Below are 16,492 nucleotides of genomic sequence, written 5' to 3'. Positions count from 1 at the left end.
CAATGGAGACCAACGCACGATCACGCTGGTGGATCTGGGCGATCATCGGAGTAGTCCTGGTTGCCGCCCTCGTAGTGGCCTTCGTTCTGGTGTTGCCGCGGTCGGCATCGGCCCCCGCTCCCACTGCATCAGCGTCGGCGGGCTCGACCTCGCCCCCCACCTCTGCGGTGCCGACGGTCAAGCCGACGAGCACCGTCACCCCAACGGTGACGCCGACGACCACCGTGACGCCGACGCGCCCCCCGGTGAGTGCCGTCACCCCTTTCATCGCTTCGGCGGGGTGGGACGCCGGGTCTGCAGCGATCTCCGTCAGTGCCTTTGTGCCGCAGATCGTCGAGTCCGACGGGTCATGCACGATCACGGCGACGTCGGGCAGCGTCACCGTTCGTGACGCGTTCCCCGCCACAGCTTCCGCGACGACCACCGACTGCGGGTCGAATTCGCTGGCATCTCCGAACTTCACGTCGGGCACCTGGCAGGTGGTCGTGTCGTATTCGTCATCGACGTCGTCCGGAGACTCCGCCCCGACCGAGGTCGTCATCCCGTGAGATCGAGAACGGGTTTCGTGCGTCTGGCAGGCGGGCTTGTCATCGCCGCCCTGCTCGCGTCGGTGCTGGCGGTGGTCAGCCCACTCGCCTCCACGCCGGCAGAGGCACTGAGCGGTTCGTCGTTCGACCCGGGCAACATCATCAGCGACTCGGTCTTCTTCGACTCCAGCACCATGACCGAGGGCCAGGTGCAGACCTTCCTGAGTTCCCACGGTGCGAACTGCTCAGGCACGGCGGCGCTGCCCTGCCTCAAGGACTTCTCGCAGAGCACGGTGAGCCGGGCATCCAGCGCCTATTGCTCTGCCTATACCGGTCAGTCCTCAGAAACAGCTGCGCAGATCGTGGTGCGCGTCGGAGTGGCCTGCGGCATCAACCCGCAGGTGCTGCTGGTCATGTTGCAGAAGGAGCAGGGCCTGGTCGACGCCTACTCCACAACGGCGTACATGTACCGTTCGGCCCTCGGTTACGGCTGCCCCGATACGGCTGCCTGCGATTCGACGTACTACGGGTTCTTCAACCAGGTGTATTCGGCAGCGAGCCAGTTCCAGCGATACTCGAAGAACAGCTCGTCGTGGAGCTATCAGCCGGGGCGAAACAACAACATCCTCTACAACCCGAATACGGCGTGCGGCTCATCCCCGGTGTTCATTCAGAACCAGGCAACCGCGAACCTCTACATCTATACGCCGTACCAGCCGAATGCTGCAGCCCTGGCGAACCTCTCCGGTTCGGGTGACGGATGCTCGGCCTACGGCAATCGCAACTTCTGGGTGTACTTCAACAACTGGTTCGGTGACCCGACAGGCGGGGGCCTGCGCAACGGTTCTTTCGAGACGAACACCTCCGACTGGGTTCCGACCAACGGTTTCATCAACCGTGCGGGGTACAACAACCCGTCGATCGCGAAGGCGGGGTCGTGGTTCTTCGCCGCGAACACCCCCGTGGCAGGTCGATCGATTGCGCAGAATGTGCAGAGAACGGTGGCCATCGGTGACCAGGTCACGGCGACGATCTGGCTGAGGTCTGCGTCAGCTGCTCCGTTCTCCGGTGGCGTTGCGCTCTGGGGTCTGGGCGGTGTGACCGAGGGGGCCGTCACGCCGTATACGGTGACCGACACCTGGCAGCAGATCACCGTCTCCCTCCCGGTCAGGCAGACGGCGCATTCGGTGGTCAGGCTCGAGATCTACATGGATTCCACTGACGGCACGGTGTTTCTCGACAACGCCGCGCTCGTCTTCGGCCAGGGTGCGCCGGTGAAGAACCTTCTGAGCAGCCCTGGATTCGAAGGCTACTTCGGCGGCTGGGTTCCCGGGAACGGGTTCGTGAACCAGGCGATCTACCAGGACCCGGGCCTTGCCCACTCCGGCTCGTGGTTCGCAGCCACCAACACCGCGGTGGCGGGCCGGTCGCTTGCGCAGCAGGTCGCCACGAGGACGAGCGTGGGAGACAGATATTCCTTCTCGATCTGGGTCAGAGCCGCCGACCCCGGCTCGCCGGTCACCGGCAGACTGGCGTTGTGGGGTCTCGGCGGTGCGTCGCCGTTCTCGGGGGGCACCGACTTCGTCGCCGGGCCCAACTGGAGCAGAGTGACGGTTACGACGGACATCTCCCAGACCGGTGTCACCACGATGAAACCCGAGATCTACATGTCGTCCACAGGCAGAACGCTCTTCGTCGATGACGGACTGCTGAGCAAGAACCTCCTGACGGCCGGCTCGTTCGAGAACAATTCCTTCCAGAACTGGGGCCCGGGCAAGGGAACGATAAATCAGGTCGTGTATCTCGGTACCTCTGCCGGGGTGGTACCTCAGAACGGCCAGTACTTTGCTGCGACGAACACGGCGGTCCCGGGTAACTCGCTTGCGCAGACCATTCCCCGCGTCACGTACACCGGAGACCGGTACACGGCCGAGGTCTGGCTGAGGGCGTCCGACCAGGGTAAGACCTTCAGCGGCACACTCGCCCTCTGGGGGCTCGGAGGGGTTGCAGAGGTCGGGGCCGTCGACTTCACAGTTGGCACGGAATGGACTCGAGTCACCGTCGACCTTCCGATCACCCAGGAAGGCCACACCTCGCTCAAGTTCGAGGTCTATGAGAAGTCGACAGACAACACGCTGTTTGTCGACGGGGCACAGGTCTACTGACCCCCGTCCGGCCCGACTCCGCCACGCGGCCGAGCGAGCCGTGTCATGTACCGTGGCGCCTGCGGCTCACGGACCGGGCCGCGCTGGCTTACGCCTCTGTGAAGTACGCCCACAGTTCGTCGGCGTAGTCGTCCCACGAAACATAGCTGTTGGCGGCCAGGTCGCGTCGCTTCTTGTCGAGGACAGCCGGATCGTGCAGTGCTGCCAGAAGAGCCCCCTCCAGCTCGTTGTCGGAGTGGGGGTCGACGCTGATCACCCCGCCGTAGTGGTGGGAGATCTCGAGCATGCTGCCCACGTTCGAGGCGATGACCGGAGTACCTGCCCTCAACGACTCGACGATCGGAAGTCCGAAGCCCTCGTGGAATGAGGTGAACACCGACACTCTCGCCAAGCGGTAGCTCGAGGCCAGAACGGCATCGGAGGCATTCGACAACACGACCAGCGGGCGTCCGTTCTCCTTCAATACGGTGGCGAGCGCGTCGAACGCTCCAGACCCCCATGAGGAGCTCCCGATGAGCACCAGGCGGAACTTCTCGCCCCGCTCCCAGAGGATGCGCGCGGCCTGTAGAAGTGCCAGGTGGTTCTTACGCGGTTCGTGACTGCCCACGGCCAAGATCATAGGTTCATGGTCGCTGACCTTCAGGAGAGCCTTCGTTTCGGCGAGCTCCTTCGCGGTCGGCTCACTGGTGTCGCCACCGAGGAACACCGTGCGCACGTCGGGCCCGACCCGTCCCGACGAAGGGAGCATCTTCTTCCAGCTGCGGAACTCGAGCGCCGTCGACTCGGAAATGGTCGCGACTCTCGTGCCGTACGACACGGCATCCAGATAGAGGGGAAAGTTGGCGGCGATCGGAGCGTCCGTTGTCTCACCCGAGGTGAGAGGCACACAGTCGTAGCCGATGTAGACGACGCGCATCGCCGAGAATCGTCCCATGGCCAGCAGTCGTTCGGCGACGCCGGCGTCGGTGGCGAGCTCGGGCACGATCATGAGGCCCGTCAGAGGTATCACGATCTTCGCGGTTGCCGGAGCGATTGTGACGCTGGCGTCGGGGTCCCCGCCGCGCATGCGGGCTTCTTCTCGAACGGTCAGGCGGCGAAGAGCCTTCTCATCATCTGTCCAGGAGACGAAGACGACGTCGTGGGCGTGACCCCACCGAAGGGCGGCTTCCCTGACGACTCTCTGCACACCAGACCGCATGATCGTGCTGCTGGTGTGGTGGACGTCGACCAGGACCACGTTGCTGGCAATCTCGACCTCCGTCGAGAGACCGAACATGCTTGCGCCTGCGCGTCCGCCCAGATCGGAGATTGCCCGAGCCGCGCCGTTGAGGCCTGCGTTCCGGCGGAACCTGATCAGTTCGCTCTCGGTGGGAAGCTCGCCCTTCAGAATCGACCAGGTGGCCCAGAGTTGGCTGTCGGTGAGGCCGGCGTCGCAGACCGTCGCGAGCTGGGCGAGCAGCAGGTCGGGGTTGTCCGTGGCTTCAGGCTCTGCTCCCAGATGGCCGATCAGAGTACGGAGCCCGCCGGCCCACCCCAGAACGTCAGTCATTTGCTGCCTTTCGAAGCCGTCATCGTGTCCCACAAGACGGTTGCATAGTCTCCCCAAGTCGAATCCACGCGGGTGCTGATCTCTGTCTTCAGCCTGCTGATCGTCTCATCGCTGGTCAGGAGCTCACGCATCGCCGCGGCGATCGCCAGGTCGTCGCGCGGGTCGACGGTCACGCACCCGCCTCCTGCGGCGATCTCCGCGGTGCTCCCGTAGTCGGTCGTGATGGCAGGGGTGCCGACGGCGAGTGACTCGGCAATCGGAAGCCCGTATCCCTCCTGGAGGGAGACGAAGATGCTGAACCTCGCCCGGCGATACGCCTCGGCAAGGCCCGCTTCGTCGACGTCTCGTCGCAATTCGACGGTTCTTCCCTTGGCTCGAAGCGCGGCGACGGCATCGGGAACGTCGGTGAAGAGCCGGTCACCCCTGCCACCGAGAAGCACCAGGTTGAACTTCAGCCCTTCGCGCCAGAGCAGTTCGCTGGCGTAGACCACACTGAGCTGGTTCTTTCTCGGTTCGTTGCTGCTGACCGAGAGAACCGTGGGGAGACTGCTCTCCGCGGGTTCGTCGATCGAACGGTCTGAAGGGATCGGTTCGAGCGGGAGTACGACAGTACTCACCCGGGGCCCCGTCAGACCTTGCGCGACGAGGGCCTCGTTGAAGCCGATGAACTCGTCTGCAGTCGCCTGGGAGATACAGACGACTTCGTCGAAGTACTTGATCATCGACAGGTACGACACGAAGATCAGCGTCAGGCCGCGGTGCACGAAGTGGCCACCCGAAACGGGAATCGTGTCGTACCCGATTGCCACCGTGCGGTTCGGGGAGAACCGGGCCATCGCGATCAACGCGTTCGTGCCATGGCCCAGAGGTGCCTCAGGCACGAAGACGGTGGTGTTCCAGGGCACAACGAGCACACTCGTCGAGTGATCGATGGTGTCGTCGATGTCGTCGCGGTTCGCGTCGTCGTCTCCCGACCAATCCAGTACGCGGGTGGTTTCTTCCTCGTCGAGTGTGCGTAGCGACGTGCCGTCTGAAGTGACCGCGGCGAGACGGAAGTCGCCCAGTGTTCGCCAGAACGAGAGGGTCTGTCGTGTCACCCGCTGAATACCGGAGTTGAAGCCGAAGCGGGCGGTGAAGTCGCAGAATGCCAGCGGAACGTCGGTGACCATCTCAATCGTTCGCAGGTGTGACTGGTAGCGACTCGTCCACACACCGCAGTGATGAAGGATGCGGGCAACCGCAGATGGCCCATCGACTCCGTGGATGTCACGTGCCATGCCCAGGATCTGGGCCTGGTCGGGAAAGCACCCACTGATGGCAATCGTGAGCAGCCAGAGTCGGGCGTGGTCATCAGTGGTGTGTACAGTCTCGATGAGAGCGCCAAGAAGGTGCTCGAGAGAGAGCTCGTCGATCTGCCGGCTGTTCTGAGCGGTGAGAAGATGAGGTGCGACCGCCTTCAGCCGCTGCAGCAGCGCCTGTCTGGCCAGAGCGAGGGCATTCGTGTTGTTCTGCGTCTGTGGCAGCCTGAGTGTGCCCGATCGAAGAGCGCGGAGTCGTTCACGCGCCCGCAGGGACCGGAGTGGTTCCGTCACGCGCCAACTCATACTGAGGCGCATCTCTTCTGCGCTGGGGCTGTCGCCCCCGATTCCCAGGCCGAAGGCACCGAACCACGAGTCGATCTGGCTTGATTTGAGAACGGCGGGATTCGAGTGCAATTGTAGAGTGGCCATCGGCAGACCATCCTAATACACGCCTGCGCTACAAAACCGTGAGTGCGCGCGCCTGGAGATTCACCCGCGCAGACAGCAGGCTCGGCCGCTCAGGATCAGAAGAGTGCCCACGAGAAGTCGAAGACGTTGACAGGCTGCGCGAACCGATAGATTGCGTAGCCCGCGACCTCGGTGCGTGTGGTGCCGGGAGCCGTTGCGATCGGGTCGGCCTGCAGCATCCTGTCGTTGTCGTTCCCCTGCAGCACGATCACCACGACCGGGTCCTGCGCAGCAGCGGCGTCGGCATAGGGCTCATACCGGAGTTCGCCGGAGAGGGCGGCGACCTGGGCTCGCTCATCTGTCTCGGCAGAGACGGAATACGAGACCCAGTAGTCGCCGAAGGCATGGGTGATGTTCTCTTGCTCGAGGTAGTCGCCGAGGCCGCGGATGTCGCCGACGATGTACTGCGAACTGGTGTTGACGCCGAGGTCTCCGAAGAGCTGTCTCACCTGGCCGAATGTCAGCAGGGCGGCCAGGATCATGGCCGCGATCCCCAGAAAGCGCACCCGTGTGACGATCCAGGCCAGTGCGATCGTCAGCGTCGGGAGCACGAAGACCGCGTACCGTACGTCGTCCCTCGAGAGCACAACCCCCGCCCCGACAGTGACAACAACCACGACCAACACCGAACCGGCGACCAGGCAGGCCAGCCAGGCGTTCCTGCGCCGGATGGCGAGATAGGTCACTAGGGCGAGGAGACCGAGGCAGGTGGCGGCGACCATGAGCTTCGTGAGACCGCGGTCCGCACTGACGATGGTGGGCATGAGTTCGGTGAAGAAGGTGACGAGGCTGCGGGGGTTGGGGCGGCCCTTGGGCTTCACCGCAGACAAGGTCGTGGCGAACTGGATGATCCACGGCAGTGCGCCGATGACCACAGCTGCGCCACCGACCAGCAGGTGGCGCCATGAACGCTGCCGGATGATCAGGATCACGAGTGCGGGTGCGGCGAGCATCGCACCCATTGGCGACTGCCAGAATGCCAGCCCCGCGAGCAGGCCCACGACCGCCCACTGGAGATACGTGCGCCGTACGCCGGTTCGCAGCGCGACCGCAACGGTCGCGAGCCCCAGCACGAGGCTCGGCCCATAGAAACCCGACTCGCTGATCGAGATCTTGAGGGTGTAGTAGCCCGAGAACCAGAAGAGGATGGCGGCGACGGTACCGGTGAGGCGGTCGAACGCGCGGGTGCCGATGTATCGCACCAGGAAGACGGCGACGACGAAGAAGAGGGTGCTGACGATGGAGAGCACCTGGATGTGCGCCCCGAAGACGAGTATTGCTGCCCCGGCGACGAACTGGAGGAGGGTGCCGCCGTAACTCTGCCCCCAGAAGAACCAGCTGAATTCGCCTTCGGAGATGTGTTTGGCCTGCAGGTAGACGACCGCATTGTCGGAGTCGACGATGAAGGCCGGTGTGTAGAACAGGTAGATGCGAAAGGCCAGGCCGGCGGCGAGCAGCACGTAGAAGACGATCGTGGTCAGCCGGGCATCCAGCCGGTACAGGCGGCTACGCGGGGCAGTCGCGGGCTGCAGACCACCCGGCGTGGCGCCCCCTGCCGTGCGCTCGTCGGATTCTGCTTCGCGGGGTGCCGTCTCAGCCATGATTTCTCACTGTACCCACGAGTGCCCTGAGAAACAGCCCCAGACGAAGCGCTAGGCGAACCGGCAGCAGGTACCACTGGTGGTAGCGCTTCGCGAGGTACCGGTAGGCGCTCCGGTGGTGCGCTCTGGTCATCGCGGCCGAGTGGGCTGCGGTGGAGGTACCACCTGCGTGACCGACTGTGGCGGTGGGCACGTAGAGCACCTTCCAGCCGGCGTTGCCGATCCGTTCGCCGAGGTCGACGTCTTCGAAGTACATGAAGAAGCGGTCGTCGAACCCGCCAACCTGCTCGAAGGCGGCCCGGCGCACGAGCATGCAGGCGCCGGAGAGCCATCCCGACTGCACCGGCTCGGTCTGTGCCGAGTGGGATTTGTCTGCCCGGAGGTACCTCTTCGACCAGGGGTTTCCCGGCCAGATACGGTGCAGCACGGCGTGCCCGGCACCGACGGTGAGCGAGGGCAGGTCGCGGGCCGAGGGGTAGATCGACCCGTCGTCGTTCGTGATGCGGGGGCCGACCATCCCGATTCGGTCGTCGGCTTCGGCAACCGCGAGTAGAGCGTCGATGCTACCGGGAGTGAACGTGACGTCGGGGTTGGTGACGAGGATCCACTCGATCTCGGGTGCCAGCCGCGCCGCCGCGAAGTTGACTGCGCCGCCGTAGCCGAGGTTGGCTTTCGGTTCGAGCAGCGTGAGGTCGCCAGTGCGAGAGTCGGGCCCTTCGAATTGCTCGAGAGTGGGCCGCAGGTCATCCGCCGCGGCATTGTTCACGACAATGATGTCCAGGTGCCGGATGCTGGCCTCCGGCACCGAGTTCAGGCAGGTGACGACGTCGTCTCCCGAGAAGTAACTCACGGTCACGAGGGAGATGGTGCTGCTCATGTCGCCTCCGCTCGAGGTGCTGCGCTGTCGGGTGCGGCACTGCTGGATGCAACACCGCGGGGCGCCAGGCCGGTGAGCGCTGCTGAATACGCACGCCGGTGCTCCACCGCACAGGCGTGCCACGAGAACTGTGTCGCACGCTTCAGGCCTGCTTCGGCCAGTTGACGCCGTTCCACCGGATTCGTCAGCAGCCCAGCGAGTGCTTCGGCGATACTGGCCTCATCCACATCGCAGTACGCCACAGCGTCGCCGCCCACTTCGGGAAGGGAGAGCCGGCGCGTGGTGAGCACGGCTGAGCCGCTGGCCATGGCTTCGAGCACCGGCAGGCCGAAGCCTTCGCCGAGACTCGGGTAGGCGGTCACGACCGCGCCGCCGAGAAGCGACCGGAGGTGCCCGATCGGCAGGTAGCCGAGGGTGCGCACGTCGCGGCCGGCGGCGTGTGCCTCTGCGACCGCGTCGGCGACCGAGGTGTCCCAGCCGGCGCCGCCGGCGAGCAGCAGCGCCGGTCGATCAAGGCCAACGGATGCTGTTGCCGAGACGAAGGCGCGCACGAGTGCCGGCACGTTCTTGCGGGGCTCGAGGGTGCCGAGGAACGCGACCCACTCGCGCGGCGAGGGGTCGAGTGACGCGCGGAACTCCGCCAGTTCATCGGTACTCGGCTGATGGAAGACCGCAGTGTCGTAGCCCAGTTGCGCGGCGAAGACGCGCGAGTCACGCGCCCCGGTGACGCGGCGGAACTCGTCGGCGGTCGCCCCGCTCGGGGTCACCACCGTCACGCGCAGGGCTTTCGCGAGCCGGATCCAGCTGCGGAAGAACACGCCCTTGAGTCGCGAGTGCAGCTCGGGGTCGCTGAAGAACGTGAGGTCGTGGATGGTCACCACGCGTGCCCGCCGCGTGAAGAGCGGGAAGGTGTAGTGCGGTGAGTGGATGACCGTGGCCCCGACTGCGCGGGCAAGAGAGGGCAGTCTCAGCTGTTCCCAGACGAACCTGCCGGGGGCGCGGGAACCCCAGGTTGGCATCACAACGACCTGCTGCACGCCCGCTGACTCGAAGGTCTCGCGGTCTCGGGGTTGGCACACGACGACAAGGGCGACGCCGAGCTTCACCAGCTCAGGGACCAGGTTCTCGACGTAGCGGCCGACGCCGCCGCGGTTGGCAGGGATCGATGTGGCATCGAGAAGCACGGTCAGCGGCCGGCTGAAGCCTTTCGGGCTACGGGTGTCACGCAAGGAGTTCGAGGTCATTGTCGACCATGCGTTCGACGATGGTGGTGAAGCCGGTGGTGGGGGTCCAGCCGAGCTCGTCGCGGGCTTTCGTGGCGTCGCCGCGCTGCTCGGCGGGGTCGACAGGGCGCACGAATTCGGGGTTCTGGGTGACGAGGCCCGACCAGTCGGTGATGCCCACGCGAGCGAAGGCTGCGTCGAGGAAGTCGTGGATGGTGTGCGAGACGCCGGTCGCGACGATGTAGTCGCCGCCGCGGGGCGCGGTGACGGCACGGCGCATCGCGTCGACATAGTCCGGGGCCCAGCCCCAGTCGCGGCGGGCGTCGAGGTTGCCGAGTTCGATACCGTCCTGCAGGCCCCTGCTGATGCGGGCGACACTCGCCGTGATCTTGCGGGTGACGAAGTTCTCTGGCCTTCGCGGTGATTCGTGGTTGTAGAGAATGCAGTTCGAGGCGTGCACACCCCGCCCGCGGAACACCCCGACGGAGAGATGGGCGTAGGCCTTCGATGCGCCGTAGGGCGAAGACGGCCTGATGGGGGTGTTCTCGGTCTGCGGTGACACCTCGGTCTGGCCGAAGACCTCCGCGCTCGAGGCGTGCAGCACCCGCACGTCGTGCCCGGTCTCGTGCAGGCGGAACGCGCTGTCGAGCAACCGCACGACCACCTGCCCGTTGATCTCGCCGGTCTGCACGGGGCTCCGCCACGACTCGAAGACACTGCTCACCGCGGCGAGGCTGTAGAGCTCGTTCGGCTTCACATCAGCGACGAGGTCTTCCAGTGCACCGGGAGCCAGTAGGTCCGTTCGATGCAGAGTGAGCCTGGAGCTCTCGCCGATCGCGGCGAGGTTCTCCTCTGCGGGCTTCCGAACGATGCCGTGCACCTCGTAGCCGTCGGCGAGCAGCGACTGGGCGAGGTACGAGCCGTCCTGGCCCGAGATTCCGGTGATCAGAGCGACTGGCACGGGGTGTCGATCATCCTTCGTTGTCGGTGGTTCAGAACGGGAGGGAGCCTGCGCCAGCAGGCCTCCTGAGATTAGTTCAGAGCCCGGCGAGGGCCTTCTGCTCGGCGATGTCGTTCGTGACCATCATCGTGACGAGTTCTTCGAAACCGACCTTGGGTTTCCAGCCGAGGGCCTTCTCGGCCTTCGCGCTGGAGCCGATGAGGAGGTCGACCTCGGCGGGGCGCATGAACTCGGGGTTCTGCTCCACGTACTGCTGCCATTCGGTGATGCCCGCTGCGGCGAACGCCTTCTCGAGGAGTTCGTGGATGGAGTGCGTCTCGCCGGTGGAGATGACGTAGTCGTCGGCGACATCCTGCTGAAGCATGAGCCACATCGCTTCGACGTAGTCGCCGGCGAAGCCCCAGTCGCGGCGGGCGTCGAGGTTGCCGAGCACGATCTTGTCCTGCAGGCCGAGCGAGATGCGGGCGACGGCCTGCGACACCTTGCGCGTGACGAACTCCGGGCCCCGGCGCGGTGACTCGTGGTTGAAGAGCACACCGGAGGAGGCGTGCATGCCGTATGACTCGCGGTAGTTGATGGTCATGTAGTGACCGAAGACCTTCGCGACACCGTAGGGGGAGCGCGGCCAGAGCAGGGTGTCCTCGTTCTGGGGCACCTGCTGCACCTTGCCGAACATCTCCGAGCTCGAGGCCTGGTAGAACCGCACCTTCGCGGGCTCGTCGCCGGAGTACAGGCGAACAGCTTCGAGAGCGTTCAGCACACCCTTCGCGGTGACCTCGGTGGTGAGCGAGGCGTTCTCCCACGAGTACGCGACGAAGGAGATGGCGCCGAGGTTGTAGAACTCGTCGGGCTTGGCCGCCTCGAGGGCGCGGATGAGGCTCGACAGGTCGGTGAGGTCACCGGTGAGCAGGTGGATGCCCGGCAGTGTCGCTTCGACGAGGGCCCTCTTCGGGTTGTTCTGGCCACGGATCAGACCGTAGACCTCGTACCCCTTGGAGAGCAGCAGCTCGCCGAGGTAGAGGCCGTCCTGGCCAGTGATACCGGTAATGAGAGCGCGGGGCATAATTCCTCGTTTATCTGTGAATCTGAGCGCGGAGGTGAATCTGCGACGTGTCGTGTGCGACAGCCCATGTTACTGGGGCCAGTCGATCAACTAGTATTCCATGATGCGTGATCCGGGAAGGGGTGCCGTGTCCGACAGCTCAGGATCAGCCGACGCCACAGGCCCGCTGGTCAGTGCAGCATCCCGGACTGCGGGGTCTCCGCACGTCGGCTCGCTCGCGAGTCGCCTGCGGGCCATCGCACCTCACGTGACCGGCTCCGTGGACCCGAACATCGCGCAGAGCAACGACCTGGATCCAGGCATCCAGGCTATGGAGATTCTGCGCGTTGTCTCAGGTTCGGCCCCCGGATCTTCGCTGGATCGTGATGTGTGGTTGCTCATTGTCGGGTTCACGGCGGTCTACCCCACCCTCGATGAACACCGATCGGTGCGGCGTGCGCTGCGCCTCGCAGCACCTGGCGAGGAGCTCGGCGACGTTCTCGCGGCGCTCGAGCCGATCATCCTGCGCTCCTATCATCTGGATGACCGTATAGAAGTGGTCCCGGGTGCGGTGATTCTCGATGCCGACTTCAGTGCCCGGTTCGACCACAACACCGGTGTGCAGCGGGTGCTCCGCGAGACGGCTTCGAGATGGCACGTCGCGCGCGACATCACGCTGGTGTGCTGGAACGACGACAACTCCGGGCTGCGCCGACTCGTCGCGACGGAGGTCACCCGCACCACGGATTGGGCGCGTCACTCCGCGCGGCCGAAGAGCGAGGGAGCCACCGCTGCAACAGGTGGGGGCGGCGCAGCGTCACGCGTCACGATCGTGCCTGTGGACAGCGTCGTGGTCGAGATCGAGGTGGCCCAGCACGCTGTTGCCGAACCTCTGTCTGCGGTGGCCGCGGTGTCGGGCAATCTGGTCGTGATGGTGGGTCACGACATGATTCCGATCGTGAGTTCTGACAGCCAGGAGACGGCCGAGATCGAACGCTTCGCCCGCTATCTGACCGTCGTGAAGCACTCCCGTCGACTTGCCGGCGTGAGTATCTCTGCCGCTGACGAGTTCTCCGGCTTCGCCTCGGCGTTGAGCGCCCAGGGGATGGCGGGGCCCCAGGTGACCCCGGTTCCGCTGGCCATGAACGCCCCGACTCAGACATCCCCGTCGCCCGCGTCAGTGACGCCGGCCCCCTCGGCTGACCAGAGCCCACTCGTCCTCGTGGTCGGCAGCCAGGAGCCACGCAAGAACCATGCTGCGATTCTGTTCGCCGCCCAGCAGCTCTGGGCAGAGGGCGTGCGCTTCCGTCTCCGGTTCATCGGTGGGGGGAGTTCCGCCAGCGTGCACCGCTTCGACGCCGAGCTCCGTCGGCTGCGGGCGGGCGGTCGCGAGGTCGAGGTGCTCCGGGGAGCTAGTGATGCAGTTCTCCTCGACTCATACCGTGAGGCCCGATTCTGCGTCTTCCCTTCGCTTCACGAGGGTTTCGGCCTTCCCGTCGCTGAGTCTCTTGCGCTTGGCACGCCGGTCATCACGGCCGACCATGGCAGCCTCCGCGAGGCTGCGGCGGGCGGTGGATGCGTGGCCGTCGACGCACGGGATGACGAAGCGCTCCGGGTTGCGATGAAGTCGTTGCTGCTCGATGACACGCTCTACGCACGGTTGCGCAAGGAAGCCGCGGAGAGATCGTTCCGCACCTGGGACGAGTATGCAGCCGAGCTGTGGTCGACGCTGGTTGAGCCGTCGCTCCGAGAGCTGGCCGACGATCACGATCGGCGAAGTCACGGTGGCCTGCCGGATGCCCGTTCTGCCGTCGGCTCTGTGGCCAGCCTTGCCCACTCTGGCCGTGCATCCATCTCGAACTCCGCACTGGTGGCGGGCTCGACCGTGCACCAGCTCGAATCATGGTTCACGGGGGTCACCGAAACGCATCGCGTGCAGGAGGCCCGACGCAATTCCCTGGTCAACAAGGTGTCCAAGCTCGGGCCGTTGGCGGTGTTCTTCGTCGCCCGCTCGCGCGAAATGGGCGTAGTGCCGGCGTCGAAGGCGGCGCTGCGCATCGTGCGGAAGCGGGTCGGCCGGGTCTAGACGTACTACTCAGGGACGCTGACCGTGTTCGGCGACGGGCAGAAGGTGAAGGAGCGCTGCGGTCGTCGGGTGCGGATTGCGCTTCCGCTCTGCTGAATCTCAGGGTCAGAATGGCGGCGCTTGCTAAAGTGGTGTCACCCGTGGGGGAGAGTGCTGGGCGAGCCAGGCAGAGCGCGGGCCCCGACATTCCCGTAATTCGCTTCCCAAGGAGTGCCGAGCATCGAATCTGCAGACACCGACTCTGTTGCTCCCGAACCGACACAACCCGAGTTGAGCCGACGGGAGCAGCGGCGCGCGGCGAGTGATCCGGCTGGCCACCCGGAACGCCGCCACACGAAACGCCGCCGTCGAGTGATCGTCTGGTCGTCGATCGCTGTCGTCGTCATCGGCTTGGGGTGTGCCATCGGCTGGGTCGCGTTCCAGGCGTTGCAGGCGAAGTCCGCATTGGAGTCCGCGCAGGGTTCCGTGTCGAAGATCCAGACCCAGCTCGCGTCACTTGACACAACCGGGCTCGCGGCATCGGCGAAAGAGTTTGCCGACGCCGCGCACGATGCGCGAGTGCACACGGATGATCCCCTGTACGGCTTCGCCGAGGGGGTGCCCATTGTCGGGCCCAACCTGACGGCCGTGCGGGAACTCTCGACGGCTCTCGACAACTTGGGCAGCCAGGCGCTGATGCCCGTGGTTGACTTCTCGGCTGGGCTCACGCCTGATTCAATCAGACCGTCGAACGGAAAGTTCAACACGGCGTTGCTGACAACGGGAGACGCGACGCTGGCGAGTGCCGACGCGGCGATCGTCGCCCAACAGGCTGCCGTGGCATCCATCGACACCGCGAACACGGTCGGGCAGATCGGTTCGGCCCAGAAGCTGATGACGAGCGCTCTGACGAAGGCGCACGACCAGATCGGCAAGGTTCGCACCACGCTCGCCACCGCTGAGAACGTGCTCGGCATGAACGGTACGCGGCACTACGTGCTCGCCTTCCTCAACAACGCCGAAACGACAGCCCTGGGCGGTGGCCCTGCCTCGCTCTCCTTGCTGACCGTCGACAACGGAGCGTTCGGCATCACCGACCAGGGGTCGAGCCAGAACTTCCCGACCAACGACGGGCCGGTCAGGGAGATGGACCAGAACCTGATCAACATCTTCAGCACCGGTATCAACTCCACGCTGAACTGGTCCACAGCGCGGCCGGACTTCCCCACGGCAGGAGAGAGCATCAAGGCGTGGTGGGAGAAGTACAAGAGCGAGAAGGTCGACGGGGTCATCTCGATCGACCCGATCGCCCTGGGGTACATCCTCGACGCGACCGGCCCGGTCACCCTCGCTTCGGGGGAGCAGATCACCGGGCAGAATGCCGTGCCGCTGCTGTTGCACGACATCTACCTGAGATACCCCGAGAGCGAAATCCAGGCGCAGACCGACATCTTCTTCGCTGACGCGGCGAAGTCCATCTTCTCGGGACTCACGTCGACATCGGCCGACCCGCAGACCCTGCTCACGGCTGTGAACAAAGCCATCGACACGGGCAACATCATGGCGTGGAGCCCCGTGGCCGAGGAGCAGAAACTGATGGACGGGTCGAAGCTCCAGGGGGTGCTCCCGACCGACAACTCGAAATCGACGGTGGTCGGCACGTACTTTCGCGACGTAAGCGTGTCGAAGACCGATTATTGGCTGGCGACGGCGACTGATTTCACGACCGACGTGTGCCAGAACCCCCAGAATCCCACGTTCACCATGACGGCGACCCTGCACTCCACCATCACGCCGGAGGAAGCGGCGACACTCGCCCCGTTCGTCACGGGGGCGAAATTCAAGGGAGCCAAGTTCAGCACCCAGGTTTTCGTCTACGGGCCGGTCGGGGCCGCAGTCACAGCCACCTCGGCGGGTGACACCAGCGTGTCGGCAACCGTTCTGAGTAGTGCGAGCGATCTGGGTCGGCCTGTCGCACGATTCCAAGTCGACCTCGCCCCTGGCGAGACCAACACCGTGACGGCGACATTCCAGGGTGCAGCTGGCACCTACGGCCCACCCATCCTGCAGTCCACGCCGATGATGAACCCGACGGTCGCGACGGCCACCGCAGCGGGGTGCAAGTGATCGCGTTCGTCTCGAGGGTCTATGACCAACTCCTGCGCTATCTCTTCAAGTTCGGGGTGGTCGGTGCAATCGGGTTCGTTGTCGATTTCGCCGTCTTCAACTGGCTCCTGATAAACGGCATCGGCAACGATCACTTTCTGTCGGGCCCGCTCTGGGCCAAGGTCGTCGCCGTCGCTGTGGCCACGGTCGTCACCTGGTTCGGCAACAGGTACTGGACTTTTCGCGAACATCGCCGAGCGAACTACCTCCGTGAGCTGCTCGAGTTCTCCGTCGTCGCTGTCTCCGGCCTGCTGATCAACCTGTTGTGCCTGTGGGTCAGCCATTATGTGCTCGGCTTTCAGTCCCTTCTGGCCGACAACATTTCGTCGCAGCTCATTGGAACGGTCCTCGCAACGATCTTCCGCTTCGCCCTCTACCGCTACTGGGTCTTTGCTCACCACCGCACGGCACCCGCCGATTCCGACGCTGAACGTGACAGCGATCACCTCGATGCCGAGCAGAAGGCCGAGGTCGGCGCAGCGGCGCTCTTCGAAGACGACGCGGCCGCACAGGCAGAGGCCGCGCGCAAGAGGCGCCATCTATAATT

The 16,492-nt window shown here is 65.0% G+C and carries 12 protein-coding genes; 5 read left to right on the top strand and 7 right to left on the bottom strand.

Features of this window, described 5'->3' with window-relative positions:
- Positions 1-2 precede the first annotated feature (2 nt).
- A complete protein-coding gene (locus JOE66_RS14655; RefSeq protein WP_205110626.1) occupies positions 3-548 on the top strand; it encodes a hypothetical protein in 546 nt (181 codons plus the stop codon).
- Positions 545-2,692 carry a carbohydrate binding domain-containing protein gene (locus JOE66_RS17705; protein WP_205110624.1) on the top strand — a complete coding sequence of 716 codons (2,148 nt, stop codon included), beginning with the start codon at positions 545-547 and terminating at the stop codon, positions 2,690-2,692. Before JOE66_RS14655 ends, JOE66_RS17705 begins: the two co-directional genes overlap by 4 nt.
- 88 nt (positions 2,693-2,780) lie before the next feature.
- Here the strand turns inward: JOE66_RS17705 and JOE66_RS14645 are convergent, their stop codons facing one another.
- The 7 genes from JOE66_RS14645 to JOE66_RS14615 form a co-directional block, all read right to left on the bottom strand.
- Positions 2,781-4,241, bottom strand: a complete 1,461-nt coding sequence (locus tag JOE66_RS14645) for a glycosyltransferase family 4 protein (RefSeq protein ID WP_205110622.1) — start codon at positions 4,239-4,241, stop codon at positions 2,781-2,783.
- Positions 4,238-5,971: a glycosyltransferase gene (locus JOE66_RS14640; protein ID WP_205110620.1), complete on the bottom strand. Its 1,734-nt coding sequence runs from the start codon at positions 5,969-5,971 to the stop codon at positions 4,238-4,240. The genes JOE66_RS14645 and JOE66_RS14640 overlap by 4 nt, the downstream gene beginning before the upstream one ends.
- A gap of 95 nt (positions 5,972-6,066) precedes the next feature.
- Positions 6,067-7,611 carry an ArnT family glycosyltransferase gene (locus JOE66_RS14635; RefSeq protein WP_205110618.1) on the bottom strand — a complete coding sequence of 515 codons (1,545 nt, stop codon included), beginning with the start codon at positions 7,609-7,611 and terminating at the stop codon, positions 6,067-6,069.
- On the bottom strand, positions 7,604-8,488 hold the full coding sequence (locus JOE66_RS14630; RefSeq protein ID WP_205110616.1) for a glycosyltransferase family 2 protein: 885 nt from the start codon (positions 8,486-8,488) through the stop codon (positions 7,604-7,606). The genes JOE66_RS14635 and JOE66_RS14630 overlap by 8 nt, the downstream gene beginning before the upstream one ends.
- On the bottom strand, positions 8,485-9,732 hold the full coding sequence (locus JOE66_RS14625; protein ID WP_239518325.1) for a glycosyltransferase family 4 protein: 1,248 nt from the start codon (positions 9,730-9,732) through the stop codon (positions 8,485-8,487). The genes JOE66_RS14630 and JOE66_RS14625 overlap by 4 nt, the downstream gene beginning before the upstream one ends.
- Entirely contained in the window at positions 9,710-10,672 is a 963-nt protein-coding gene (locus JOE66_RS14620) for a GDP-mannose 4,6-dehydratase (protein WP_205110614.1), read from the bottom strand. Before JOE66_RS14620 ends, JOE66_RS14625 begins: the two co-directional genes overlap by 23 nt.
- Positions 10,673-10,748: 76 nt before the next feature.
- Positions 10,749-11,735 carry a GDP-mannose 4,6-dehydratase gene (locus JOE66_RS14615; RefSeq protein WP_205110612.1) on the bottom strand — a complete coding sequence of 329 codons (987 nt, stop codon included), beginning with the start codon at positions 11,733-11,735 and terminating at the stop codon, positions 10,749-10,751.
- Between the two features lie 127 nt (positions 11,736-11,862).
- Between JOE66_RS14615 and JOE66_RS17700 the strand changes: the two genes are divergently transcribed.
- From JOE66_RS17700 to JOE66_RS14600, 3 genes are all read left to right on the top strand, one after another.
- A complete protein-coding gene (locus JOE66_RS17700; protein ID WP_205110610.1) occupies positions 11,863-13,800 on the top strand; it encodes a glycosyltransferase in 1,938 nt (645 codons plus the stop codon).
- A gap of 210 nt (positions 13,801-14,010) precedes the next feature.
- On the top strand, positions 14,011-15,906 hold the full coding sequence (locus JOE66_RS17695; RefSeq protein WP_205110608.1) for a DUF4012 domain-containing protein: 1,896 nt from the start codon (positions 14,011-14,013) through the stop codon (positions 15,904-15,906).
- Positions 15,903-16,490, top strand: a complete 588-nt coding sequence (locus tag JOE66_RS14600; RefSeq protein ID WP_307827224.1) for a GtrA family protein — start codon at positions 15,903-15,905, stop codon at positions 16,488-16,490. The genes JOE66_RS17695 and JOE66_RS14600 overlap by 4 nt, the downstream gene beginning before the upstream one ends.
- Positions 16,491-16,492: the final 2 nt, after the last annotated feature.

The organism is Subtercola frigoramans, from assembly GCF_016907385.1.
In the GTDB taxonomy this organism is placed as follows: domain Bacteria; phylum Actinomycetota; class Actinomycetes; order Actinomycetales; family Microbacteriaceae; genus Subtercola; species Subtercola frigoramans.
This window is presented reverse-complemented; position numbering and strand designations above follow the sequence as displayed.

Coding starts and splice junctions, on each gene's coding strand:
- JOE66_RS14615 (WP_205110612.1), bottom strand. CDS start 11,735: ATGCCCCGCGCTCTCATTACCGGTATCACTGGCCAGGACGGCCTCTAC.
- JOE66_RS14625 (WP_239518325.1), bottom strand. CDS start 9,732: ATGACCTCGAACTCCTTGCGTGACACCCGTAGCCCGAAAGGCTTCAGC.
- JOE66_RS14635 (WP_205110618.1), bottom strand. CDS start 7,611: ATGGCTGAGACGGCACCCCGCGAAGCAGAATCCGACGAGCGCACGGCA.
- JOE66_RS14655 (WP_205110626.1), top strand. CDS start 3: ATGGAGACCAACGCACGATCACGCTGGTGGATCTGGGCGATCATCGGA.
- JOE66_RS14640 (WP_205110620.1), bottom strand. CDS start 5,971: ATGGCCACTCTACAATTGCACTCGAATCCCGCCGTTCTCAAATCAAGC.
- JOE66_RS14630 (WP_205110616.1), bottom strand. CDS start 8,488: ATGAGCAGCACCATCTCCCTCGTGACCGTGAGTTACTTCTCGGGAGAC.
- JOE66_RS14645 (WP_205110622.1), bottom strand. CDS start 4,241: ATGACTGACGTTCTGGGGTGGGCCGGCGGGCTCCGTACTCTGATCGGC.